28 protein-coding genes are annotated in these 24,130 nt (G+C 63.0%); 16 read left to right on the plus strand and 12 right to left on the minus strand.

Features of this window, described 5'->3' with window-relative positions:
* Position 1 precedes the first annotated feature (1 nt).
* From AC0L3E_RS07305 to AC0L3E_RS07315, 3 genes are all read left to right on the plus strand, one after another.
* Positions 2-1,453 (plus strand): amidase, encoded by a 1,452-nt coding sequence (locus AC0L3E_RS07305; protein WP_473604537.1) that lies wholly within the window; start codon positions 2-4, stop codon positions 1,451-1,453.
* A gap of 114 nt (positions 1,454-1,567) precedes the next feature.
* Positions 1,568-2,182: a LysE family translocator gene (locus AC0L3E_RS07310; RefSeq protein ID WP_127267106.1), complete on the plus strand. Its 615-nt coding sequence runs from the start codon at positions 1,568-1,570 to the stop codon at positions 2,180-2,182.
* Positions 2,183-2,325: 143 nt separating this feature from the next.
* Positions 2,326-2,604: a hypothetical protein gene (locus AC0L3E_RS07315; RefSeq protein ID WP_245469389.1), complete on the plus strand. Its 279-nt coding sequence runs from the start codon at positions 2,326-2,328 to the stop codon at positions 2,602-2,604.
* A 165-nt stretch (positions 2,605-2,769) separates the two neighbouring features.
* Here the strand turns inward: AC0L3E_RS07315 and AC0L3E_RS07320 are convergent, their stop codons facing one another.
* A complete protein-coding gene (locus tag AC0L3E_RS07320; RefSeq protein ID WP_128307451.1) occupies positions 2,770-3,711 on the minus strand; it encodes a nucleoside hydrolase in 942 nt (313 codons plus the stop codon).
* Positions 3,712-4,026: 315 nt separating this feature from the next.
* Here AC0L3E_RS07320 and AC0L3E_RS07325 point away from each other — a divergent pair, with 315 nt between their 5' ends.
* Together AC0L3E_RS07325 and AC0L3E_RS07330 are read left to right on the plus strand one after the other, a co-directional pair.
* The gene (locus AC0L3E_RS07325; protein ID WP_023760739.1) at positions 4,027-4,452 is read left to right on the plus strand and encodes an Hsp20 family protein; all 426 of its coding nucleotides are present in this window, start codon (positions 4,027-4,029) and stop codon (positions 4,450-4,452) included.
* Between the two features lie 121 nt (positions 4,453-4,573).
* Positions 4,574-4,828, plus strand: a complete 255-nt coding sequence (locus AC0L3E_RS07330; RefSeq protein WP_023760740.1) for a BQ00720 family protein — start codon at positions 4,574-4,576, stop codon at positions 4,826-4,828.
* A 67-nt stretch (positions 4,829-4,895) separates the two neighbouring features.
* On the opposite strand, the gene ptsN is transcribed toward AC0L3E_RS07330, so the two are convergent.
* From ptsN to lptC, 6 genes are all read right to left on the minus strand, one after another.
* Positions 4,896-5,360, minus strand: coding sequence for a PTS IIA-like nitrogen regulatory protein PtsN (gene ptsN / locus AC0L3E_RS07335; RefSeq protein WP_473604538.1), 465 nt, complete (start codon positions 5,358-5,360; stop codon positions 4,896-4,898).
* A gap of 102 nt (positions 5,361-5,462) precedes the next feature.
* Entirely contained in the window at positions 5,463-6,047 is a 585-nt protein-coding gene (gene hpf, locus AC0L3E_RS07340) for a ribosome hibernation-promoting factor, HPF/YfiA family (RefSeq protein ID WP_013529588.1), read from the minus strand.
* 264 nt (positions 6,048-6,311) lie between these two features.
* On the minus strand, positions 6,312-7,838 hold the full coding sequence (rpoN, locus tag AC0L3E_RS07345) for an RNA polymerase factor sigma-54 (RefSeq protein WP_127328299.1): 1,527 nt from the start codon (positions 7,836-7,838) through the stop codon (positions 6,312-6,314).
* 325 nt (positions 7,839-8,163) lie between these two features.
* On the minus strand, positions 8,164-8,982 hold the full coding sequence (gene lptB / locus AC0L3E_RS07350; protein ID WP_013529586.1) for an LPS export ABC transporter ATP-binding protein: 819 nt from the start codon (positions 8,980-8,982) through the stop codon (positions 8,164-8,166).
* Positions 8,982-9,563 (minus strand): LptA/OstA family protein, encoded by a 582-nt coding sequence (locus AC0L3E_RS07355; protein WP_256745406.1) that lies wholly within the window; start codon positions 9,561-9,563, stop codon positions 8,982-8,984. Before AC0L3E_RS07355 ends, lptB begins: the two co-directional genes overlap by 1 nt.
* Entirely contained in the window at positions 9,550-10,263 is a 714-nt protein-coding gene (gene lptC, locus AC0L3E_RS07360) for an LPS export ABC transporter periplasmic protein LptC (RefSeq protein WP_127269996.1), read from the minus strand. Before lptC ends, AC0L3E_RS07355 begins: the two co-directional genes overlap by 14 nt.
* A 402-nt stretch (positions 10,264-10,665) precedes the next feature.
* On the opposite strand from lptC, the gene sppA reads away from it, so the two are divergent.
* The 4 genes from sppA to lhpI all read left to right on the plus strand — a co-directional run bounded on the left by sppA (position 10,666) and on the right by lhpI (position 13,430).
* Entirely contained in the window at positions 10,666-11,622 is a 957-nt protein-coding gene (sppA, locus tag AC0L3E_RS07365) for a signal peptide peptidase SppA (RefSeq protein ID WP_473604539.1), read from the plus strand.
* A gap of 82 nt (positions 11,623-11,704) precedes the next feature.
* Positions 11,705-11,989, plus strand: coding sequence for an integration host factor subunit beta (locus AC0L3E_RS07370; protein WP_006200394.1), 285 nt, complete (start codon positions 11,705-11,707; stop codon positions 11,987-11,989).
* A 57-nt stretch (positions 11,990-12,046) separates the two neighbouring features.
* A complete protein-coding gene (locus tag AC0L3E_RS07375; protein WP_128307454.1) occupies positions 12,047-12,427 on the plus strand; it encodes a LapA family protein in 381 nt (126 codons plus the stop codon).
* 37 nt (positions 12,428-12,464) lie between these two features.
* A complete protein-coding gene (gene lhpI / locus AC0L3E_RS07380) occupies positions 12,465-13,430 on the plus strand; it encodes a bifunctional Delta(1)-pyrroline-2-carboxylate/Delta(1)-piperideine-2-carboxylate reductase (RefSeq protein WP_128307455.1) in 966 nt (321 codons plus the stop codon).
* Here the strand turns inward: lhpI and AC0L3E_RS07385 are convergent.
* The 3 genes from AC0L3E_RS07385 to AC0L3E_RS07395 all read right to left on the minus strand — a co-directional run bounded on the left by AC0L3E_RS07385 (position 13,427) and on the right by AC0L3E_RS07395 (position 15,020).
* A complete protein-coding gene (locus tag AC0L3E_RS07385) occupies positions 13,427-13,864 on the minus strand; it encodes an EVE domain-containing protein (protein ID WP_127271652.1) in 438 nt (145 codons plus the stop codon). The two genes, lhpI and AC0L3E_RS07385, sit on opposite strands and share 4 nt — an antisense overlap.
* Positions 13,861-14,256, minus strand: a complete 396-nt coding sequence (locus AC0L3E_RS07390) for a VOC family protein (RefSeq protein WP_473604540.1) — start codon at positions 14,254-14,256, stop codon at positions 13,861-13,863. The genes AC0L3E_RS07385 and AC0L3E_RS07390 overlap by 4 nt, the downstream gene beginning before the upstream one ends.
* Positions 14,257-14,327: 71 nt before the next feature.
* Positions 14,328-15,020, minus strand: coding sequence for a helix-turn-helix transcriptional regulator (locus AC0L3E_RS07395; protein ID WP_128307457.1), 693 nt, complete (start codon positions 15,018-15,020; stop codon positions 14,328-14,330).
* 135 nt (positions 15,021-15,155) lie between these two features.
* On the opposite strand from AC0L3E_RS07395, the gene AC0L3E_RS07400 reads away from it, so the two are divergent.
* The 6 genes from AC0L3E_RS07400 to olsB all read left to right on the plus strand — a co-directional run bounded on the left by AC0L3E_RS07400 (position 15,156) and on the right by olsB (position 22,130).
* Positions 15,156-16,250, plus strand: a complete 1,095-nt coding sequence (locus tag AC0L3E_RS07400) for an RsmD family RNA methyltransferase (protein WP_023812530.1) — start codon at positions 15,156-15,158, stop codon at positions 16,248-16,250.
* Positions 16,247-17,104 carry a TrmH family RNA methyltransferase gene (locus AC0L3E_RS07405; RefSeq protein WP_013529576.1) on the plus strand — a complete coding sequence of 286 codons (858 nt, stop codon included), beginning with the start codon at positions 16,247-16,249 and terminating at the stop codon, positions 17,102-17,104. The genes AC0L3E_RS07400 and AC0L3E_RS07405 overlap by 4 nt, the downstream gene beginning before the upstream one ends.
* 13 nt (positions 17,105-17,117) lie before the next feature.
* A complete protein-coding gene (lspA, locus tag AC0L3E_RS07410) occupies positions 17,118-17,606 on the plus strand; it encodes a signal peptidase II (protein WP_127269341.1) in 489 nt (162 codons plus the stop codon).
* Positions 17,607-17,663: 57 nt separating this feature from the next.
* Positions 17,664-18,653, plus strand: a complete 990-nt coding sequence (gene acuI / locus AC0L3E_RS07415; protein WP_128307458.1) for an acrylyl-CoA reductase (NADPH) — start codon at positions 17,664-17,666, stop codon at positions 18,651-18,653.
* A 138-nt stretch (positions 18,654-18,791) separates the two neighbouring features.
* Complete coding sequence (locus AC0L3E_RS07420) at positions 18,792-21,074, plus strand: response regulator (protein ID WP_473604541.1); 2,283 nt, start codon at positions 18,792-18,794, stop codon at positions 21,072-21,074.
* A gap of 180 nt (positions 21,075-21,254) precedes the next feature.
* Entirely contained in the window at positions 21,255-22,130 is an 876-nt protein-coding gene (olsB, locus tag AC0L3E_RS07425; protein WP_023812526.1) for a l-ornithine N(alpha)-acyltransferase, read from the plus strand.
* A gap of 77 nt (positions 22,131-22,207) precedes the next feature.
* Here the strand turns inward: olsB and AC0L3E_RS07430 are convergent, their stop codons facing one another.
* Both AC0L3E_RS07430 and grpE read right to left on the minus strand, forming a co-directional pair.
* Positions 22,208-22,840 (minus strand): trimeric intracellular cation channel family protein, encoded by a 633-nt coding sequence (locus tag AC0L3E_RS07430; protein ID WP_127319279.1) that lies wholly within the window; start codon positions 22,838-22,840, stop codon positions 22,208-22,210.
* A 119-nt stretch (positions 22,841-22,959) separates the two neighbouring features.
* Positions 22,960-23,595, minus strand: a complete 636-nt coding sequence (grpE, locus tag AC0L3E_RS07435; RefSeq protein WP_027161324.1) for a nucleotide exchange factor GrpE — start codon at positions 23,593-23,595, stop codon at positions 22,960-22,962.
* 239 nt (positions 23,596-23,834) lie between these two features.
* On the opposite strand from grpE, the gene AC0L3E_RS07440 reads away from it, so the two are divergent.
* Positions 23,835-24,035, plus strand: a complete 201-nt coding sequence (locus tag AC0L3E_RS07440) for a hypothetical protein (protein WP_127319283.1) — start codon at positions 23,835-23,837, stop codon at positions 24,033-24,035.
* Positions 24,036-24,130 lie beyond the last annotated feature (95 nt).

Consider the following 24,130-nt stretch of genomic DNA (forward strand, 5'->3'; position numbering starts at 1 on the left):
AATGCTGCGTCCGCAAACGAAACATGCCGTGCCGCCGGCAAGCGACATCTGCCGCCTGTCCGCTGTCGAACTCGCCGGCGCGATCCGGGAGAGAGAGCTTTCCGTGCGCGAGGTGGTGGCGGCATTCCTCGATCGCATCGAGGCGGTCAATCCGCTGGTCAACGCCATCGTCTCCTTGCGCGATCGCGCCGATATCCTGCGCGAAGCCGATGCGGCCGATGCCAGCCTGTCGCGAGCCGAAGCGGCAGGTCCGCTCTTCGGCCTGCCGATCGCCATCAAGGATCTCGCCTCGACCACGGGCCTCAGGACCTCCTTCGGCTCGCCGATCTTCGCCGATTTCGTGCCGCAGGAAGACGATTTCTTCGTCGAGCGTATCCGCAATGCCGGCGCCATCATCATCGGAAAGACCAACGTCCCCGAATTCGGGCTCGGCTCCAACACCTACAACGCCGTGTTCGGGCCGACGCTGAACGCCTTCGATCCGGCCCTGACCGCCGGCGGCTCGAGCGGTGGCGCGGCGGTGGCCCTGGCGCTCGACATGGTGCCCGTCGCCGATGGCAGCGACTTCGGCGGCTCGCTGCGCAACCCGGCCGCCTGGAACAATGTTTTTGGCTTCCGCCCGTCGCAAGGACTTGTTCCCGGCGGACCCGATTTCGAAGTCTTCCATGCGCAGATGGGCGTCGACGGGCCGATGGGCCGCAACGTTCGTGATATGGCCCTGCTGCTCGATGTGCAGGCCGGTTACCACCCGCACGCGCCATTGTCCTACGAGAAACCCGGCTCGTTCCTCGAAGGGCTTGGAATACCGGCAACTGGTGGCCGCATCGCCTGGCTCGGTGACCTCGGCGGTCATCTGCCGGTAGAAACAGGCATTCTCGATCTGTGTGAGGCGGCACTCGGCCGCTTTGCGGAAGCATCCTTCGCGACTGAACCGTTGCTGCCGGATTTCGATTTCGAAGCGCTGTGGCAGGCCTTCGTGACGCTGCGCCAGGCCAGCAGCGGCTGTGCGCTCAAGACCCACTATGACGATCCCGCGAAGCGCCGCCTGCTCAAGCCGGAAGCCATCTGGGAAGTGGAGAACGCAATGCGGCTGACGGCGCCACAGATCCGCGCCGCCTCCGTGACCCGTACATCCTGGCATCGCACGCTGCTGTCGATCTTCGACCGCTATGATCTCGTCGCGCTGCCGACCGCGCAGGTCTTCCCCTTCGATGTCGATACGCATTGGCCGCGTGAGGTCGCCGGACGCGCAATGGACAGCTATCACCGCTGGATGCAGGTTTCCGCCTTCGCGACCTTGGGCGGCTGCCCGGCGGCCAACGTGCCGGTCGGCTTCGACGATAGGGGCCGACCGATGGGCATGCAACTGATCGGCCGGCCGCGCGGCGACCTCGCCGTGCTGAAGGCGGCGGCGGCCTATGAGGCAACGCTGCCTTGGCAGACCGGCGCCTGAACCGGGCGGACTGGCGTGTCGCAGGGCGCTAGGTAGCGGCTTGCACCGGCTGCGCTGCTATGCATTGATTGTCCTCAAGCCGCGCCGCATCGGCGGCATTCCTGGGGAAAAATCATGTCGCTGGAACTCTACGCCGCCTATGTCCTGGCTTGCATCGTCATTATCCTGGTGCCGGGCCCAACGGTCACGCTGATCATCGCCAACAGCATCCGCCATGGCTCCCGCGCCGGTCTCGCCAATGTCGCCGGCACGCAGGCCGGGCTTGCCGTGATGATCGCCATCGTCGGCATCGGCCTCAACACGCTGATCTCGGGCATGGGCCACTGGTTCGAGTGGGTGCGGCTGATCGGCGCCGCCTATCTGATCTGGATGGGTGTGCAGATGTTCCGTTCCAAAGGCACGCTGAATGCCGATGGAACAGCGAGAAAGCCGCGCGGCGGCTTCTTCCTGCAGGGCCTGCTGGTGGCGCTCAGCAACCCCAAGACGTTGATCTTCTTCGGCGCCTTCTTTCCGCAGTTCATTTCGCCGCAAGGCAACTACTCGCTGCAGATCGCCATCATGGGCCTGACCGCCATGATCTTCGCCGCCTTCTCGGATTCGACCTATGCGCTGGCCGCCGGCCGCGCCGGGCGCCTGCTGTCGGCGGGCCGCATCAAGCTTTTGTCGAGGATCAGCGGCAGCTTCATGGTCGGCGGCGGCCTGTGGCTGGCGCTTTCAAAGGCAAAGTAACAGCGCGCCGACAAGCCGGGACTCTAACAGCAATTTCCTGAAACAGGGAGGCCGATTGAAAGTCGGCCTTCTGTCCACCACATGAATCGGCGGTTGGGGGATTCACGTCGATGTCGTGGACTTTTGCGGATGTGAAAGGGCACGTGCTGGGCGTGGTCCTCATTGTTGCGGTGTTCGCGGCGGTGTTGGTCCTTGATCCGCTCAAGTGGACGAATATGGCAAGCCCAATCCGGTCGGTCGTCACCGTCGACGCAATGGTCAGAAGTGTCCAGTGGGACCGCGTCGGCATCTATCTGGTCTCTGTCGAGAACGGTCCGTCTGTTCTCATCAAGGACAAACGCCAGCATCTGATCGGCTCGCGCATAAGCATTGAACGCGTCACGCGCGACAATGGAACGATCTTTTACCGGTTTCCAGAATGAACTGGCGGCTGGCGCCTCTTCCCTCGCCCCGTTTACGGCGAGGGGGCGGTCGCGAAGCGATCGGGTGAGGGGCAGCGCCGAGGGCGCAAGCAGAATCTCAACGTTTGTGCCGCCCCTCATCCGCCTGCCGGCACCTTCTCCCCGTAAACGGGGAGAAGGAAGCTCTCACAGCCGCCCCAGCCTCTCCACCAGCAACCCGAAAAACCCGTCATGGTCGATGTCGCGCATCACCATGGCGTTCTTCGGCCGCTTGGTAACGCCCCACCAGTCGATCACGGTCATGCCCATGGTGAGCTCGGAGGCCGTTTCCACGCTGACGTTGCAGTTGCGGCCCTTGAACAGGTCAGGCTTCAACAGATAGGCGATGACGCAAGGGTCGTGCAGCGGGCCGCCGTCGGTGCCGTATTTCTCCTCGTCGAAGCGCTCGAAGAATTCCAGCATCTCGGCGGTGGCGGTGCCGACCTTGGTGCCTAGCGCGCGGAAGGTTTGCGTGCGCTTGGCGGTGGTCAGCGCCTTATGGGTGACATCGAGGGGCATCATCACGATCGGAATGCCGGATTTGAGCACGACATCGGCGGCCTGCGGATCGACGTAGATGTTGAATTCGGCGGTCGGGGTGACATTGCCGCCTTCGAAGAAGCCGCCGCCCATCAGCACGATTTCCTTGATGCGCGGTGCAATGCGCGGCTCGCGGATCAGCGCCAGCGCAATGTTGGTGAGCGGGCCGAGTGCGCAAAGCGTGATCGTGCCGCTTTCTTCCCCCATCAGCGTCTCGACGATGAAATCGACCGCGTACTGGTCCTGCAGTTTCATCGTCGGTTCTGGCAATTGCGGTCCGTTGAGGCCGGTCTTGCCATGCACTTCCTCGGCGGTGACCAATTCGCGCATCAGGGGCCGGATGGCGCCGGCATAGACCTTGATGTCCGGGCGGCCGGCCAATTCGCAGATCTTGCGGGCATTCTTTTCGGTAAGCTTCAGCGGCACGTTTCCGGCAACGGCTGATATGCCGACGATCTCCAGTTCGGAGCTGCCGAGCGCCAGCAATATGGCGACGGCATCATCCTGACCGGGATCCGTGTCGATGATGATCTTGCGTGATTGGGGCATTTCAATTCCTTGTTTGGCGAGGTCGTGGGCTTGAACCGATCCGATCGAAACATCCAAATGACGCCGAAGCGGTCGCGAGCTGCCATGTCGAACCGCTCGACCGGGAAAGACAATTCCCGACCTGCGCGCTTCTCCTTGCATCTGCTCGCCGTTTCAAGCGCCATGTCGGTCATTCCTGTGAGTCCACGCCTGGTCTTTTTGAGCGGGTCTGTTGACGGCTTGAACTTGGTCGCGGGGCGGACCATATCAAGGCCATCGGGAAAAATGCCATCTGGGTTTTTCCACTTTATGTCGCTCTTGAGAGGACAGTGTAACATGAGCCGAATGACGCCCTTTTCCAGCCCGCTTCTCCTTGGTTTCGACGCCATGGAAAAGACCCTGGAACGCCTGGCGAAATCCGGCGACAGCTACCCTCCCTACAACATCGAACGCCTCAGCGGCGCCGACGGCAAGACCGAAAGGTTGCGCATCACATTGGCGGTCGCCGGTTTCGCCGAAAGCGATCTCGATGTCACCACGGAGGAAAACCAGCTGGTCGTGCGCGGCCGTCAGACCGACGACACCGAGCGCGAATTTCTTCATCGCGGCATCGCCGCACGCCAGTTCCAGCGCTGTTTCGTGCTGGCCGACGGCATGCGGGTGATCGCGGCGGAGTTGAAGAACGGTCTTTTGTCGATCGACCTCGATCGACCGGAGTCCGAACGGCTGGTACGGAAAATAAACATATCGGTGAAAGACTGATCTTTACCACTGCATCGGCCGGAAATCGGCTCCGACTTTCCGAAAGCATGATGCAGCAAATTGAAATGGCTCTCATGCGGGATGGCCTTGAGCGGCGTCCTCGCGCCAAGGAGGCTTTGAAATGACCAGAACTGAAAATATCACCATGACCAATGGCGAATTCGCTCATCTCGGCGAGGGCTCGGTCGCTTATCTCAGAAAGGTCTCGAGCGACGAATTGCTCGGCCGTTTCCCCAATCTCGGCGAAATCGCCCCCGGCATGGAACTGTGGGCCTTGTTTGCCGCCAATGGTCAGCCGATCCTGCTTTCCGATGCGCGTGACCGCGCTCTGGCCGGCGCCATGGAAAACGACCTGACCACCGTCGCCATTCACTGACAGCGATTTCCGGCTGAAACGGAAAGGGCCGCCCATGGCGGCCCTTGTGGCGGTATCACCCTCAAATTCAGGCCGCGTGCGAGGCCTGGGTGTCCGACAACAGCGCGTGGATAGCGGCGGCGTCGCGCGTACCCCTGATCTTGGCCACCGTGTCGGCATCGCGCAGGGCCCGCGCGATGCGCGACAGTGCCTTGAGGTGGTCGGCGCCCGCCCCTTCCGGCGCCAGCAGCAGAAACACCAGATCGACGGGCTGATCGTCCAGCGATTCGAAATCGACAGGCGTCTCCAGCCGGGCGAAAACACCTGCGATGCGTTTCACGCCGGCCAGCTTGCCGTGCGGAATGGCGATGCCGTTGCCGACGCCGGTCGAACCCAGGCGCTCACGCTGCAGGATGGTGTCGAACACCTCCCGCTCCGGAATGCCGGAAATCGCCGCTGCCCGTTCGGACAGCAGTTGCAGCAGCTGCTTCTTGGAGTTCGCCTTCAACGCCGGCAGTATCGCCGGAACGTTGATAAGATCGCTCAGATCCATGCTAGAAAATCCCTTGTTCGCCTGCCGTCACCAGTCCCCACCCCTCGTGCGGCCGGCTCTTATTGCCGTGCGACCCTTGTCGTCACCGTGCGACCTTTGTCGTCACGCTTGCGCGACCTTGGTCGTCGACGGGTCGATCCAGCCGATATTTCCATCGGGTCGGCGATAGACGATGTTGAGATGGTCGGTTCCCGCATTGCGGAAGACAAAGACCGGGCTGTCCTTGGTGTCGAGCTCGATGACCGCCGACGCCACCGACATGGTCTTCAGCGTCATGGTTGATTCGGCGACGATGGCGGGCGCGAAATTCTCCGGAATGTCCTCGTCGTCATCGGCAAGCGGCGCCATCACCGTGTAGGCGATGTCGGTCGGCTGGCCGTTGGCGGCGCCCGAATTGTGCGATTTCAGCCTGCGCTTGTAGCGCCTCAGGCGGGTTTCCAGACGGTCCGCCGCCGCCTCGAAGGCTAGCGTCGGATCCTGGGCATCGCCGGTGGCCTGCAGCGAAGCGCCGGAATCCAGCCGGATCATGCAGTCCGCCGAATAGCGCGAGCCCGATTTGATGACCGTGACATGTCCGGCAAAGCCGCGATCGAAATATTTGCCGATCGCTTCGCCGACGCGATCATTGATGCGTGTCCGAAACGCATCGCCGATATCCATGTGTTTTCCCGATATGCGCAGATTCATCTGAAAACTGACCTTCCTTGCTCAGGCTTCAAACTGGCCCGAGTTTATACTCGTGATCCGTGCGCACAAGCTTTGCGGCGTCACTTGCGCCGATTTTAAATCCAAACTTTCCGGTTGATCACAAGCCGCCCTTTGACCGTCCCGAGGCCAACGTCGTGACGGACCATCCGCATGCGGGCATCTAGCCCGTCTCATGCGGGCGGGCTTCTAGCCACTTCACCGCGGCTTGTCAATGAAGTGCCGGCCTGTGGAAAATCGACCCGCTCAGCGCCCGGCGCTGGCCATCGCCCGTTTCTCGCGTCGGCGCTGCACCGAAGAGGGGATATTCATGCCTTCCCGGTACTTGGCGACCGTACGTCTTGCAATGTCGACGCCACTTTCGCGCAACATGTCGACGATTGCGTCGTCGGAAAGCACGTCGACGGGTTTTTCCTCGTCGATCAACTGCTTGATGCGGTCACGCACGGCTTCCGAGGAATGCGCATCGCCGCCGCCCGACGCGGCGATCGAGGCGGTGAAGAAGTAGCGAAGCTCGAACACGCCGCGCGGCGTCAGCATGTATTTGTTGGCTGTGACCCGGCTGACCGTCGATTCGTGCATGCCGATGGCGTCGGCCACCGTGCGCAGATTGAGCGGCTTCAGCTGCCGCACGCCATGGACGAGGAAGGCATCCTGCTGGCGAACGATTTCCGAGGCGACCTTGAGGATGGTCTTTGCCCGCTGGTCGAGGCTGCGCGTCAGCCAGTTTGCATTCTGCAGGCATTCGGCCAGAAAATCCTTTTCCGCCTGGTTCTTGGCCTGCGGTGAGACCTGGGCGAAATAGATATGGTCGACCAAGACCCGCGGCAGCGTTTCGGCATTGAGTTCGACCGTCCAACTGCCGTCATTGGCCGCGCGCACCTCGACATCGGCGACGATCGCGTCGCTGGCGCCGCCCGAAAACGCCATGCCCGGCCGGGGATCGAGCGCCCGGATCTCTGCCAGCATGTCGAGCAGATCCTCCTCGTCGACACCGCATATCCGTTTCAATGCATGAAAGTCACGTCGTGCCAGGAGTTCGAGATTGGCGACCAGCGCCTTCATCGCCGGATCGAGCCGGTTGCGCACCGCAAGTTGCAGCGACAGGCATTCGGCCAGGTCGCGGGCAAACAGGCCAGCCGGCTCGAAGGTTTGACACACCGCCAGCACCTTCGCCACGGCAGCGGCATCCGCACCGAGACGAGCGGCGATCTCGACCAGGTCGGCACGCAGATAGCCGGTCTCGTCAAGGCCGTCGGCGAGTTCGGCGGCGATCAGCCGTGCAGCCGGGTCAGTGAAGGCTAGCGCCACCTGCTCACCGACATGGTCGCGCAGCGTGATCGCAGCAGTCGCCATATCGCCGGCGTCAAACCACTCGGATGAGGAACCCGCGCCATTGCCCGAAGCCGATTTCCATTGTGCCGTTAGGTCGGGACCGAGCCGCTCGCTGGTCCCCGGGTCGTCGGGGAACAGGTTTTCCAGCGACGTGTCGAGCTTGTCCGAGATCGCCTCGGCGCTCCACTGCGTCTCGTTTTCGAACCAGTCGCCTTCGGCGGTGGCTTGCGGCTCCGCCTCGATCTTCTGCGCCTGGTCGCTGGCGGCATCGTCCTGCGGCTCGGCGCGCTCCAGCAGCGGATTGCGCTCGATTTCCTCGTCGATGAAATGCTCAAGCTCGACATGGGTGAACTGCAGCAGCCGAATCGACTGCATCAGCTGCGGCGTCATCACCAGCGACTGCGATTGTCGTAGCTGTAGTTTGGCCGCCAACGCCATGGTTCGGTTTCAAACGCCTCGTCTACGCATCCCGACTTCCGGGCAAGAATTTTGCAGCCGGCCATAAAAACTGGCCCGGCTTTTGCTTGTCAAGGCAATTGGTAGCAAAACGCGCTTACCGGAGCGTTATCCCGGAGCAAAATCGAGAAAAAAGCGCCGCGCGAACCGCAAAAATCGTGTCAGGAAACAAATTTCACGCTCAGAGCAATTCCAGGAAAAGTGAGAAACGGCTTTCCCGGCAAAAGCGCATGGCGCTTTCCCTTGGGAATTGCGTCAAGACGAAAAGACGGAGCGGATTGGCGTTTTCCGTGAAACGACGAACCGTTCAGAGCGTAAAACCCTCGCCGAGGTAAAGTCGCCGCACATCGGGGTTTGCCACCACCTCGTCGGCCCTTCCATGGGTCAGCACCTGGCCGGCATGGATGATGTAGGCGCGGTCGATGAGGCCGAGCGTTTCGCGCACATTGTGATCGGTGATGAGGACGCCGATGCCGCGCGCCGTCAGGTGGCGCACCAGTTGCTGGATATCGGCGACGGCGATCGGATCGATGCCTGCGAAAGGCTCGTCGAGCAGCATGTAAGCCGGACGCGTCGCCAGCGCTCGCGCGATTTCCAGGCGTCGCCGCTCGCCGCCCGAAAGCGACATGGATGGCGCCTTGCGCAGATGGCTGATGTGGAATTCCTCGAGCAGTTCGTCGAGATTGCGCTCGCGCACCTTGCGGTCCTTTTCGACCACTTCCAGCACCGCGCGGATATTCTGCTCGACATTGAGACCGCGGAAGATCGACGCTTCCTGCGGCAGATAGCCGATGCCGAGGCGTGCGCGACGGTACATCGGCATCGACGTGACGTCGAAGCCGTCGATCTCGATCGTGCCTTCATCCACCGGCACGAGGCCGGTAACCATGTAAAAACAGGTCGTCTTGCCGGCGCCGTTGGGGCCGAGCAGCCCAACGGCCTCGCCGGCGCGCACGCCGATGGTGACGCCGCTGACGACCTTGCGGCCCTTGTAGCTCTTGGTCAGCCCCTTGGCGATCAGGGTTCCCTTGAACTTTCCCGCATCGACGGTCACCGTGGCCGGCGCCGAAAGCTTGCCGGCGGCCCGTCCCGGAAGACGCGCCGTCAGCGACGACAGGCTGGCCATCAGGGGTTCGTCGCTCCCGATTTCGGCGGCGGCGTGATCGACATCTGGACGCGTTGCCCAGCGCATGGATCCACCTGAGCCAGCCCGCTTTTCATCTGCACGGTAAGCTTGCAGCCCACCAGAATGTTGTCGTTTTGCGACAGAACGACCTTTTTGCCCGAAAGCACCAGCACCTGGCTCTTCATATCGAAGCTGCCTTGATCGCCTGTCGCGACCTGCGCATCCGACTTGATGTAAACCTTGTCGGAGATCTCCAGGTGATCGATGTTGGCCGAGCCCGTCATCGCCGCACCCGCGGCCTCCGTGCCCTTGGCAGCGGCGTTGGGGTCCTTGACGTAGTAGACCGTCATCTTGCCGGCCTTCATCAATGTCGGCCCCTGGACGACACTGACATTGCCCGTGAAGATGGCGACACTGTCGGCCTGGCGGACTTCCAGCTTGTCGCTCTCGATCTGGATCGGCTTGTCGCCGGACAGTTTGAGGCCTGATTGACTGGTCGTCTGCGCCGATGACGGCACGAGTCCGAGCAGCAGCAACGCTGAAGTTGCAGCCGCGAGCCGCGTCGAACTACTGAGCCGCATTGGTTTCTCCGCTGTTTCCCTGTGCCGCCTTCAAGGCGGTGGAATCGATGTTGACGCGCACCTTGTTCTCGAAAACCAGAACCTTGCCATTGTCCTGGACCGACATCGTATCCGCCGTGATCCGCGACCCGCCACGGCTGACATCGACGGGATCTCCCGTCTTCATAGTGCCTTTGCCCATGTCGAGGAAGACCGATTTGAACTTGGCCTGCATGCCGTCGGTCGTGGTGATCGTCACGTCGCTGGTCAAATTCATCGTATTGCCGTCGCGATCGTAGGTGCCGTGCGAGGCCTTGACCGCCGCCACATTGTCGGGCGCGATCGGCACCTTGGCGTCGATGCCTTCCAGCTCGATGATACCTTGCGTGCTGACATCCTGAATGGCACGCAGCGCCGTCATCGAATAAGGCTGCTTCTGCTTGGTGAAACCGTTGAGCTTGGGATTGGCCATCACCAGCTTGCCGTTGGAAAAGGCAGTGCCTTCCGCCTGAACCTTCACGGCGACGGGTGCGGCGAGATAGGAATAGACCGGGAAAGCGACCGCTATCAGTGCCGCGGCCACCGGCACGGCAAATTTGAGAACGCGCACGCGGCGCGAATGACGCTGTGCACGGTCGAAAGCGTCGCCGCGCGTCCGGCCGTCCGCCGGGGGAGCCAACACCGCCTCGGCGTTGGTCGGTTCAATCGGTCGCGCTAACATTCACTGCTTTCTTCTAACCCTGCCCACCCTTAAGCACCGCCTATAGGTGGGACGCCGGCGCTTTCAAGCAAGCACAAGCCCACGAAAACTGCAAAAATGTGACAGCCGCCTTTGTACAGACGAAAACGAGGTCCGCACAACTGCGTGTTCTCCATAGCAGAAACAGACACGCGGCGTAAAATTTATCCGCCGTCGGTCTCGTCGCCGACCTGGGGCGATTGCACAAACATGTGAGCAGACCAATACTTGTAGAGCGCCTAGCCGAGGCTGGCCGACTGTCGACGGGGATGGCCACCTCACGTCCAGGTGCTGACTTGTCTCGCCATACGCAAAAGAGAACTGCTTCCAGATGCGCGGATCATGGTCTAAAAGCGTCTCCTCCCGCCGACTGAAAGGCTGACCATGGCACTGAGAGCCGACGACCTGATCGACCGCCGCCGTTTGCGGCGCAAGCTGACATTCTGGCGCGTCGTCGCCATAGGCATCGTAGCCCTTGGGGTGATTGCGCTTTCAACCTGGTTCTATGGCGACGATTTCGGCGGCTCGACGGTCGACCATATTGCCAAGGTCAAGATCGAAGGCACGATCACCGAGGACGAGGAACTGATCAAGCGGCTGGAAACCATCCGTCTTTCATCGAAGGTGAAGGGCGTGATCCTGTCGATCGATTCGCCTGGCGGCACCACCGTCGGTGGTGAGTCGATCTATGAAGAAGTGCGCAAGCTGGCCGCCGACAAGCCGGTGGTGGCGGAAATCGGCACGCTCGCCGCATCGGCAGGCTATATGATCGCCAGTGCCGCCGATCACATCGTTGCCCGCAAGACCTCGATCGTCGGCTCGATCGGCGTGCTGATCCAGTATCCCGACGTCAGCGGCCTGATGGACAAACTCGGCGTCAAGCTGGAGGAAGTTAAATCCTCACCGCTGAAAGCCGCGCCCTCTCCCTTCAAGCCGACCAATGACGACGAGCGCGCCATGGTCCGCAAACTCATCCTCGACAGTTACAACTGGTTCGTCGACATCGTCGCCGAACGCCGCAAGATGACCCGCGAACAAGCACTGGCGCTTGCCGACGGCTCGATATTCACCGGTCGTCAGGGCGTTGCCAACGGGCTGATCGACGCCGTCGGCGGCGAGGCGGTAGCGGTCGACTGGCTGGCGACCAAGGGCGTCGATGCCAAGCTCAAGGTCGTCGAGTGGAAGGATACCGAACAGCGCGGCGGCTTCCTGTTCTCGAAAGCGATGGCGCAAACCATCGGCAGCGCGCTCGGCCTGCCCGCCTACAGCGGCGACGTCATCCATGAACTCGGAGCCGACCGCTTGTTTCTTGACGGTCTCGTTTCCGTCTGGCACCCTTGAGACGCCGTTTGGGGCAAGTGAAAAAAGCAAATAAAATCATCCTCATAATTTTGACCGCACTGCTTTCACGGGGACCCGTCTCATGATCAAGTCCGAACTTGTGCAGATTATTGCCACGCGCAATCCGCATCTTTTCCTGCGCGACGTCGAAAACATCGTCGGCGCCATCTTCGATGAAATCACCGACGCCCTTGCCGAAGGCAACCGGGTCGAGTTGCGTGGCTTCGGCGCTTTTTCGGTGAAGAATCGTCCCGCCCGCACCGGCCGCAATCCGCGCACCGGCGAATCCGTCGAGGTCGAGGAGAAGTGGGTGCCGTTCTTCAAGACCGGCAAGGAACTGCGTGAAAGGCTGAACGGCGGCAAGTAGGCGCGACGTCAGCGCCTGACGGCCTTTCGGACAGGCCAGCTTCCGACGGAAAACATCATGTTCAATCGCTTCATGCTCATCGCGATCTTCGTGCCCCTGGCGATCATCCTGATCGCCCTCGCCGTTGCCAACCGCGAACTGGTCGCCTTCACACTGGATCCGTTCAACCCCGGCAATCCGAAGCTGACCCTGACTTTGCCGCTGTTCATTTTCCTGTTCCTGGCACTCGCCATCGGCATGATCGTCGGCAGCCTGGCAACCTGGGTCAAGCAGGGCCGCTATCGCAAGCTGGCGCGCCAGCGCGGCGTCGAAGCCGAGAACCTGCGCCAGGCGGTCAGCCGTGCGCCGGCGGTACCGCAAAGCCAGGCTCCGGGAACGGCCCCAGGCTCCACCCAAGGCTCCGCCCAAGGGTCCGCATTGCCGAAGCCGACCGCTTGAGCCGCCCGTCGGCGGTTTTGTCCCTACGGAGTTTTACATGCTGACCATTTCGGCCGCAGAGGTCGACCATGCGCTGACCTTTGCCGGACTGGTCGAGACGCTGCGCACGGCGTTCCGCGACGGTGCGGTGCAGCCGGTCAGGCATCATCATACGATCGAGCGGCCAGATGGCGCGGCCTCCACCCTGCTTTTGATGCCGGCCTGGACCGACCTCAACGCGGCCGGCACATCGACCGGTGGTCACATCGGCGTCAAGATCGTCACCGTGTCCCCCGACAACAATGCCATCGGCAAGCCGGCGGTGATGGGGCTCTATCTCCTGCTCAATGGCGCCACCGGCGAACCCGAGGCCTTGATCGACGGCCAGCGGCTGACACAGTGGCGCACCGCCTGTGCTTCGGCGCTTGCGGCCTCCTATCTCGCCCGCGACGATGCCTCGCGGCTGCTGGTGGTCGGCGCCGGCGCGCTGTCGCCCTTCCTCGCCAAGGCGCACTCGGCCGTACGGCCGATCAAGACCATCCGCATCTGGAACCGCACCCCGGCCAATGCCGAGAAAGTCGCCGCCGACCTGCGCGCCGAGGGTTTTGCAGCCAGCGCGGCGAGCGATCTCGATGCCGAGCTTGGACGGGCCGACATCGTCTCCTCGGCGACGATCACGACGACGCCGCTGATCAAGGGCGCATTGTTGCGGCCGGGAACCCATGTCGACCTGGTCGGAGGCTTTACGCCGACGATGCGCGAGAGCGACGACGACGCGATCAGGCTTGCCCGCGTCTATGTCGACACCCGCGCCGGCGCCACCAAGGAAGCCGGCGACATCGTCCAACCGCTGGCCTCCGGCGTGCTGAAGCCGGAAACCATCGTCGCCGATCTGCACGAATTAGCGCGCGGCCAGAAGAAGGGTCGCGAGAGCGCTGGGGAGATCACGCTGTTCAAGTCGGTCGGCGCGGCGCTCGAGGATCTTGCCGCCGGCATTGCCGTCTACAAGGCGCTCACGGCCTAGTTCGCCGGTACAGCCATTTTGGCGCTCATCGCGTCGGCGATCACACGAAAATCGTGATCCCCGATTTCGAAAAGGCCAAAGCGAAGCTGATAACCCCAGTTCGACTTGGCCATGGTGAAGTCCAGCCTGTCGAGCAGCGGCTTGATCGGCGCTTCCTCGGCCTTGGCCCACGCCACATCGCGGCGGAAGGGTGTGAAGCCGGCGCCCATATCGCCCTGATAGGGCTCGCCTTCCCGCACGATGCCGATCGCGGTGAAGGCCCGCAGGCCATCTTTCTCGCCCAAAACAGTGTTCGGCGAGTAGTAGACGATGCCATCGCCTGGCTTGACGCGACGCAGCGGTGCCGCCTTGCCGTGGTTGACCTGCATGAAGCCGGCTGCGCGACCCCGCCGGACATGTTCGGCCGACGCCACGGCGATCCAGTACGCGCTCATTTCTGGTTACCATTGGCCTGTTCGCCATCGGACAGCCAATAGACGCGCAGGCGATGATTGTCGGGATCGAGCGCGACAAAAGTACGGCCGAAATCCATGTCGGTTGGCGTCTGCAGGATATTCAGCCCGCGCCCGGACCAGTCGGCATGGGCGGCATCGACCGCATCGGGCGTAGCCAGCGCAAAGACGATTTCGGCGCCACCGCCTGACATGCCGGCTCCCGGCTCCACCGTATGGCGCGACCACAGGCCGAACTTGAAGCCGGCATCGAGCACGAACAGCACGAAGGTCGGCGAACTTTCGACCGGCTCACGGCCGAGCAGCGCGCTGTAGAAGGCGCCGCTCTCAAGCGGCTGGTCGACATAGAGGATGATGAAATTCGGGGTGGCCATATCTGCTCTCCAAGGTTCGGTGCTTCGACTTGGCGACCATAAGATGAGCTACTGTCAGATCATGGCAGCAGTCATCTCGAACCACGCGGCTTGTCGAGCGTTGCCCGCCATTCCTTGAGCAGCGCCTGGCGACGACGCGGATAGCGCGTGTCCGTTGCTTGGAGTTCGGCGATGCGATCGGCGCGAAAATGCCGGAAATCGTGCCGCATCTCGCACCACGCCACCACCACCCGCACCTTGTCGAAGAAGCCCAGCGCAAATGGCCACACGACACGCTCGGACGCAGCGCCGCCGGCGGCGCGGTAAAGAAAGCCGAGCTTGCGCTCGTTGCGGATGGCCTGCCGTACGAGGCCAAGATCGATGCTTTCGATGACTGCGGCGGAAGGGCCGACCAGCAGTGTGCTCGCGTCGAGATCCTCGCGCAGATCGTCCGGCAGGACCGCCGCTATCTTGGCCAACGCGTTGGCAGCGGCGGCCGAGAGGCGCTGGTCCGGCTGCTTGGCGACCCAGCGCGAGCCGAGCACGATGGCTTCGATCTCCTCGTCGCTGAACATCAGCGGCGGCAGCATGAAGCCGGGCTTGAGCACATAACCGACACCCGCCTCGCCCTCGATCGGCGCGCCCTGGCCCTGCAGCGTGGCGATGTCGCGGTAGAGTGTGCGAATCGAAATCCCGAGTTCATCGGCCAGCGCCTGTCCGCTCACGGGCCGGCGATGCCGGCGCAGGCACTGGATCAGGTCGAGCAGGCGTTCGGAGCGGGACATCCGGTAGATTTGCCTGTTTCCTTGACATTGGTCCACCACGGCCAACCTGAACCGGAGAGGCCGACCTGTCGGACTTGGTTGCGAAGCGGGTTGCCCTATGTCAAAAGCGGCCACGCCGTTCGGAGTTGCCCCCGCTTGAAGTCTTTTCGCGACAAACGCCGCGACAACCGTCCACATCCATCCGCGAAGGGTGCGGCGGACGTGTCACGTCCGCGTCCCGGCCAGGCTCCCGCCAGACCGGAAGCGCCACCGCGCGAGCGCCATGAGGCGAAGACGGAAAGTCGTTCCGAACCGAACTCGGCGCCGCGCATCCTGGCCCGCCGCGAAGGCGCTCTGCCCGCCGAACATCTTCCCGTGATCCTGGAAGTGGCGCCCAATGCCGATTATGCGCTGCTCGACAGCGGCACCGGCCAAAAGCTCGAACAATATGGCCCCTACCGTATCGTTCGGCCCGAGGGCCAGGCGATCTGGCAAAAGGCCTTGCCGGCAAAGGAATGGGAGCGTGCCGACGCCGTCTTCACCGGCGACACCGACGAGGAGGGCATCGGCCGCTGGCGTTTCCCCAAGCTGCCGCTCGGCGAGACCTGGCCGATGAAGCATGACGGCATCGACTATCTCGGCCGTTTCACCTCGTTTCGTCATGTCGGCGTCTTTCCCGAGCAGGCCTCCCATTGGGATCACATGGCCGGGCTGATCGCGGCGGCGAAGCGGCCGGTCAAGGTGCTGAACCTGTTCGGCTATACCGGTCTCGCCTCATTGGTGGCGGCTCGCGCCGGCGCCGAGGTCACCCATGTCGATGCCTCGAAGAAAGCGATCGGCTGGGCCCGTGAAAACCAGGAGATGGCCGGCCTCGGCAGCAAGCCGATCCGCTGGATCGTCGACGACGCGGTCAAATTCGCCGAGCGCGAGGAGCGCCGCGGCAGCCGCTACGACATCATCCTGTTCGACCCGCCGGCCTATGGCCGTGGCCCTAAGGGCGAGGTCTGGCAATTGTTCGAGGACCTGCCCGATTTGACCGATCTCTGCCGGGCGATCCTGACGCCGAAGCCGCTTGCCGTGGTGCTGACCGCCTATTCGATCCGCGCCTCCTTCTTCGCCATCCACGCCCTGATGCGCGATACCTTTGCCGGCATGGGCGGCAAGATTGAATCGGGTGAGCTGATCATCCGTGAAAAGTCCGCCGGCCGGGCGCTCTCGACTTCATTGTTTTCGCGTTGGGTGGCTGAATGAACGAGCGGCATGCAGGCGCACCTGGCCAGGTGAAGGAGGTCACCAGCCTCGCCAATCCGCTGGTCAAGGACATCAAGGCGCTCGCTCAGAAGAAATTCCGCGACCAGCAAAACGCATTCATGGCCGAGGGGCTGAAGCTGGTCATCGATGCGCTCGATCTCGGCTGGCAGATCAGGACATTGGTTTTCGCCAAGGCCGGGCGCGGCAACGCGGCGGTGGAGAAGGTGGCCGCACGCACGGTTGCCGCCGGCGGCATGGTGCTCGAAGTGTCGGAAAAGGTGCTGGTCGCCATCACCCGTCGCGACAATCCGCAAATGGTGGTGGGCGTCTTTTCCCAAAAATTCCTCGCCTTGAAGGATGTGCGCGCCGACAATGGCGACGTCTGGGTGGCTCTCGACCGGGTACGCGATCCCGGCAATCTCGGCACCGTCATCCGCACCGTCGATGCAGTCGGCGCCAAAGGCGTCATCCTGGTCGGCGATACCACTGATCCGTTCTCCGTGGAAACGGTGCGCGCCACCATGGGTTCGATCTTTGCCGTGCCGGTGGCCAAGGCGACAACCGAGGCTTTCCTTGCCTGGCGAGGCGGCTTCTCAGGGCTAGTCGCCGGCACCCACCTGAAAGGCGCCGTCGACTACCGCTCGGTCGATTTTTCACGCGGGCCCGTGCTGCTGATGATGGGCAACGAGCAGCAGGGACTGCCCGAAAGCCTGGCTGCGAGTTGCGACAGGCTGCTCAGGATTCCGCAAGCCGGCCGTGCCGATTCGCTCAATCTGGCCGTTGCCACCGGCATCATGCTGTTCGAGATCCGGCGCGGCGCGCTCAAGCTCGAGCCAATCCTGGACCAGCAATGAAGGTTGCCCGCCCGTGAGATCATGGTCTCCCTACGCACTGCTCGTCGTCGCGGCCATCGCGCTCGACCAGTGGATAAAATACCTGGTCGAGGCCGATCTGCCTTTTCAGGAGAAGGTTGATCTGCTGCCCTTCCTGGCGCTGTTCCGCACCTACAATACCGGCATCGCCTTCTCGATGTTCTCGTCCTTCGGCGACACCGGGTTGATCGTCATCTCGCTTGTCGTCGTTGCTTTCGTGCTGTTCCTGGCGACGCGGATCGCGCCGTCCCAGATCCTTGCCCGCACCGGCTTTGCGCTGATCGTCGGTGGCGCTCTGGGCAATCTGATCGACCGCGCCGTCTACGGCCACGTCATCGACTATATTCTGTTTCACACGCCGGTGTGGTCCTTCGCCGTCTTCAACCTTGCCGACGCCTTCATTTCGGTGGGCGCGGCACTGGTCGTCTTCGACGAGCTGTTCGGCTGGGGACGCGAACCCAAAGCCAGACCTTCCAAGGATTGACCCCGTGCGGCCATCGCCGCACAGTTCATGTCGCCAAACAAGATCGCGGAGAAAGACATGTCCGAAACCTTCAAAGCCATCCTCGTTTCGCGTGACGCCGAGAAAAAGCAGTCGGTCAACGTAACCGATCTCACCGAGGCCGACCTGATGGAAGGCGATGTCACCGTCGCGATCGAGGCAACGACGGTGAACTACAAGGATGGCCTGGCGATCACGGGCAAGGCGCCGGTGATCCGCCGCTGGCCGCTGGTGCCGGGCATCGATTTCGCCGGCACCGTCGTCTCGTCCTCGCATCCCGACTGGCGCACCGGAGACAAGGTCATTCTGAACGGCTGGGGCGTCGGCGAAACCCATTTCGGTGCCTATGCAGGCCGTGCCCGCGTCAAGGGCGACTGGCTGGTGCCGCTGCCGCAAGGCATCAGCACGCATGACGCGATGGCCGTCGGCACCGCAGGCTATACCGCCATGCTCTGCGTCATGGCCCTGGAACGGCACGGCATCCTGCCCGATCGCGGCCCGGTGGTGGTGACGGGGGCGGCCGGCGGCGTCGGCTCGGTAGCGGTCTCGATCCTGTCCAGCCTCGGCTACCATGTCATTGCTTCCACCGGCCGCAATGCCGAAAGCCCCTATCTGATCGACCTTGGCGCCGCCGAAGTGATATCGCGCGACGAGCTTGCCCAGCCGGCCAAGCCGCTGGCCAAGGAGCGCTGGGCCGGCGGCATCGACGCCGTCGGTAGCCACACGCTGGCCAATGTGCTCTCGATGACCTCCTATGGCGGCGCGGTCGCCGCCTGCGGCCTGGCCGGCGGCATGGACCTGCCGGCCAGCGTCGCGCCCTTCATCCTGCGCGGCGTCTCATTGCTCGGCATCGATTCAGTGATGGCGCCTAAAGCAGTCCGCCTCGAGGCATGGCGCCGCATCGGCACCGACCTCGATCTGCAGAAGCTCGCCAGCCTGTCCAGCACCATCGGGTTCGATGGCATCGTCGATGCCGCGCGCGACATCGTCGACGGCAAGATCCGCGGCCGCGTCGTCGTGGATATGTGACTCCGCCCAACTGCCGGAAGGGATGGAATCGCCAGATCTGGTGGCAAACCCGCCGCGCCTCGGCAAAAAGCGCTCATCCGCTAAAATTCGAACGATCCGCCGCAATTTTCCATAATCTCTGTCTGGCAAGGATTTCGCATGATCGCGGAATCCGGCAGCCAACAGGCGGACACTGGCGACGACGTCGATGCGGTGCTCCCGCCGGCGTCGACGCGGCGCTTTGTCGCCGCGCCGCCGCTGGTGCCCGAGCCGGAATTCTCCAGGCGCGAAAGCCTGCCCTTTCTGACATTCGTCGCCATCGTGTTGGTGGCCGGGCTGGCGCATCTGACCGGGGCACCGATCTTCATCAGCGTCGCATTGCTGGCAACCGGCCTTGCCCTGCATTTGCGCGCCAGGCGGAGCGAACATCGCACCTCCGCCCTTCTTGACGAAACCACTGCCCGCAGCCGCGCCGAGATCGAGACGCTGGCCGACCGCATGTGGGAGATGCAGGAGAGCGACGAGCGCTTTCGCGGCCTGATCGACGCGCTTGGCGATCTCGTCATCCATCGCGACCGCGACGGCTACATCGTCTATGCCAACAAGGTCTTCGCCGATCTCGTCGAGATCGACCAGCGCGACCTCGCCGGCAAGACCCTGGCGGAACTGGGCATCGAGGTCGGCATGGTTCCCGATGCCGCCTTTTCCGACCATGAGTGCCTGAGTTCCACCGATGTCTCCATCAGCACGCCGAGCGGGCAGCGCTGGTTCTCGTGGATCGAACTGTCGGTGCGCGACAAGGACAGCGGCGCGGTTTCGCACCGCGCCATCGCCCGCGACATCACCGCCCGCAAACGCGCCGAATCGTCGCTGATCACCGCACGCGAACGGGCCGAATATGCAAGCCAGGCCAAATCGCGCTTCCTTGCCACCGTCAGCCATGAAATCCGCACCCCGATGAACGGCATTATGGGCATGGCCAGGTTGCTCGCCGACACCAGCCTGTCGCCGGAGCAGCAGACCTATGTCGGCGCCGTCTCGACCTCGGCCAGCGCATTGCTTGCCTTGATCGAGGATCTTCTCGACTATTCCAAGATCGAAGCCGGGCGTTTCGACCCCGAGCCGCAGCCGATGTCGGTGCGCGAGATCGCCGACAACATCATCGAATTGCTGGCAGCGCGCGCCTTCGCCAAGGATATCGGACTGGGTTGCCATGTCGAACCCGACGTGCCGCAATTGATCACCGCCGATCCGGGCAAGGTCAGGCAGGTGCTTCTCAACCTCATCGGCAACGCCATCAAGTTCACCGACAGCGGCGGCGTGCTGGTGAGCATAGCACGCGCACGCACCGAAACCAGCGACCGCATATGCTTCACCATCGCCGATACCGGTCCGGGCCTGCGTGACGCCGACCTGGAACGCATTTTCGAGGAATTCGAGCAGGCCGACGGCACGTCGACACGCACCCATGGCGGGGCCGGCCTCGGCCTTGCCATCTCCAGGCGCCTGGTGGCCGCCATGGGCGGCACGATCTCGGTATCCAGCCGGCTCGGCCAGGGATCCGAATTCGTCTTCGAAATCCCTGCGACAGCGGCCACCGAAGCGCCGCAGGGCCACCAGAATGCTCTCTCGGGCAGACGCGCGGTGATCCTGTCGAAGAACGCCGTCGAGGCCGACGCCATCGCCCGCACCATCCGCGCCAATGGCGGCGCGGTCGACATCGCCACTACTGCCGCACAGGCCGCGCCTTTCGCCGCCGGCTGCGATGCAATCCTGGTCGATGCAGCGATGGAAGAAGGCGACGGAAGGCTGCTCAAGCGCCTGCGCCAAAGCGGTTTCTCCGACTGTGAGGCGATCACGCTGATCGCGCCGACCGATCGCGGCATGCTTGGCGAGTTCCGTGCCAGCGGCTACGCAACCTTCCTGGCCAGGCCGGTGCGTGGCGGAACACTTCTGCGTGTTCTGTTGAGCAGCCATGCTCCGAGCCTCGGCCCGCCGCTGCCGGAAAAGCGCGGCGCACCGTCGCTGCGGGCCGTCGGCAACCGCCAGCGCGGCCTGTCGGTGCTGATCGCCGAGGACAATGACATCAACGCCATGCTGGCCCGCGCCACGCTGCTGAAGGCCGGGCATCGCGTCAAGGTGGTCGGCAACGGCAAGGCCGCCGTCGAGGCTGTCACCGGCGCCGCGCACAAGGACCGCTTCGACGTGGTCTTGATGGATCTGCACATGCCGGTCATGGACGGGCTGGACGCGATTGCCGCCATCCGCCGCCATGAGGAAGAAAGTGCCGTGCGGCCGGTGCCGATCATGGTGCTGTCGGCCGACAGCCAGGAAAAGACCCGTCATGCGGTGTTGGCCCATGGCGCCAGCGGCTTTGTCACCAAACCGCTCGACCCCGAAGCGCTGGTCAATGCCGTCGAGGGGCAGGTCGTCGCGGCCTGAGCTTTCCACCGCCATTCGGCACGGGCGATCACTTAAACGTAGCCGGTTGATCGTATTCGCCAGCCGACGAAGTATTGCCCATGACGTCGTATCACGGTACTGTCACAATCCTGTTGCACCTACACCGTATCCCCGTGCCAAGAGGGATGGCTCGAAGGAGAATCACTCGTGCATACAGTTATGCCGGAATGTGACACTCGGCCGAACGCCAGCAGCGCCTTGCTTGCCGGACGTAACGTCGATTCCGTCATAAAGGGCGCTGCGCTGGGCCGTATAGGCAATCTTGAAGTGCGGCTCGCTCGCAACGAGGCCGAGATCGCGGCCGCGCAGGAAGTGCGCTACCGGGTGTTCTACGACGAACTTGGCGCCAGGAAGGACCTGTTCCAGGCCCATGACCGCCGGGACGCCGACCGGTTCGATCCGCTCTGCGACCATCTGCTGGTTTTGGACACCACGCTTTCCGGTCCCGAACATCGCCGCATCGTCGGCACATATCGGCTGCTGCGGCAAGAAATCGCGGCCACGGCCGGTGGCTTCTATTCCGAAGGTGAATTCGAGCTGACCAAGCTCATCGCCCGCCACCCCGGCCAGCGTTTCCTTGAACTCGGCCGCTCCTGCGTTTTGCCGGAATACCGCTCGAAGCGCACCATCGAGGCGCTGTGGCAAGGCATCTGGGCTTACATCAATCATTACGAAATCGGTGTGATGACCGGCTGCGCGTCCTTTCACGGCACCGTGCCGGCGGCGCATGCCGAAGCGCTCACCTATCTCGCCCACCACTGCCGGACGAATTCGGCCTGGGACGTGCGCGCGGTGTCCGGGCGCTATTGCTCGATGGATCTGATGCCGATCGAGGCCGTCAATGCCAAGGCGGCGATCGCCGCGATGCCGCCTTTGGTCAAGGGCTATCTGCGCGTCGGTGCCCGCATCGGCGATGGTTGCGTCATCGATCGCGAATTCTCGACGGTCGATGTGTTCGTCGTGATGCCGGTCAAGGAGATCGGCGCACGCTACGTCAACTATTATGGCGGCGAAGCCCAGCGCTTCGCTGCGTGACGCTAGCGAATAGCGAATAGCGGGAGCTATCTCGCTCAACCCCTATTCGCTACTCTCTATTCGCTATTCGCTTCCTTTCACAAAATATCTTCCGGCCGCCTGCCGGGTCGGCTCTTGTAGGACGGAAACGACCAGCCGAATTTGAGCGCACCACCGCGCACGAGGAACGCCGCCGCAAAGCCGGCGAGGTTCGAGGCGAGCGGCGGCAGTCCGGCAAGATCGCCAAGCGTGTAGAGGCCGGCACCCGCAAGGGCCGCCGTGACGTAGATTTCGGGCCTGAGCAGCACCGATGGCTCGCCCGCAAGGAGATCGCGCAAAATGCCGCCGAAAGTGGCGGTGAGCACGCCGGTGATGACGGACACGACCGGCGAGCCGGTAATCGCAAGCCCCTTGGCCGCGCCCATCACCGAAAAGGCGGCGAGCCCGATGGCGTCGAGCCAGAGCAGCCACTTCCAGCGCGATTCGACACGATGCGCGCTGAAGAAGACCAGCACCGCAACCGCGGCGCAGACCAGCACATAGCCGGAGTTGGCAACCCAGAAAACCGGCAGGTTGAGGATAACGTCGCGAAGCGTGCCACCGCCTATCCCGGTGACACTGGCCAGGAACAGGAAGCCGATAATGTCGAGCTGCTTACGCGAAGCCGCCAGCGCCCCGGTCGCCGCGAAGACGGCGACACCGGCATAGTCGAGAAGCGCGATGGCATTCATGCAGACCAGGGGAGTAAGGGAAGAGGAGAATAGGAGAGTATGTTTATCACAAAGCCGCACCGTTGGTACGCTTCCCTACTCCCCTACTCCCTTACTCCCTTACTCCCTTACTGCGCTAACTACGCATCTTTCTCAGCCTGTTCGTTCACCGGCCCCGGCTCAACCGGTGCTTCAGCGGCGGCGAACTTCGGACCACCCTTGGCGACGCCGACCATGGCCGGGCGCAGCACGCGGTCGCCGATCGAATAGCCCGGCTGCACGACCTGGACCACGGTGTTGGCCGGGACATCCGGATTGGGCACTTCGAACATCGCCTGGTGGAAATTGGGATCGAACTTCTCGCCTTCCGGCGCGAGCTTCTTGACCCCATGCCGTTCCAGCGCCGACAGCATGGCGCGCTCGGTGAGGTCGACGCCTTCGATCAGCGCCTTGAAGCCGGCGTCACCCGATGCCTTGGCCTCGGCGGGAATCGCATCCAGCGCGCGGCGCAGATTGTCCGACACCGACAGCATGTCGCGGGCGAAATTCGCGACCGCGTAGGTGCGCGCATCGTGCACATCGCGCGCCGTGCGGCGACGCAGGTTTTCCATCTCGGCCGCCACGCGCAGCGCGCGGTCCTTCAGCTCTTCATTTTCCTTCAGCAGCCGCACAAGGGCTTCATAGTCGCCGTCGGTGCTGCCTTCCGTGCGCTCGGCTGCGGGCTCGGTCGCCTCGACTTCGTCGGGCGCGCGTTCGTCTTTTGCCTGGTCGCTCATCGCCGTTTCCCGTCAATCTCGAATGATGTGGATTTTGTGCCCGATATCGATGTTTGGCGGCCAAAAATCAAGGGGTAAGCGACTATGGAAGCCGCCGGCCAAGGCCGGGCAATGACAGGCAAGACATTTCGACTTTAATTCAAATTTTACCTTAACCGCGGGCTTTGCTTGCCATACAGGCATGATGGGGGAACCATTCTCTTGCTGCAGGAGTTTCGAAGCCGACACAGGATTTTGAGATGATGACCCGCAACATGGGCGAAAAGGCAGAGGGGCTGGCCATCGAGATCAGGCGCCAGTTCGGCGCCGAGGCGGTGACCCGCTTTCTGCGCACCTTGCCGGCCTTCCGCACCGAGGCCGACATCCCCGATCGGTTCAGAGAACTGCTCGACCGCCTCGATGGGGCGGAGCGCGGTGACATCGGCTGGCGCCGGCCTTAACGCAACAATCGATCTTGGCAGCAAACCTCCTATCGGCAATAGCCGGGGAGAGCCGAACCATCTAAGGATAGATGTGTTGTGGTTCAATGGAGGAC

Source organism: Mesorhizobium sp. WSM4822, from assembly GCF_055811155.1.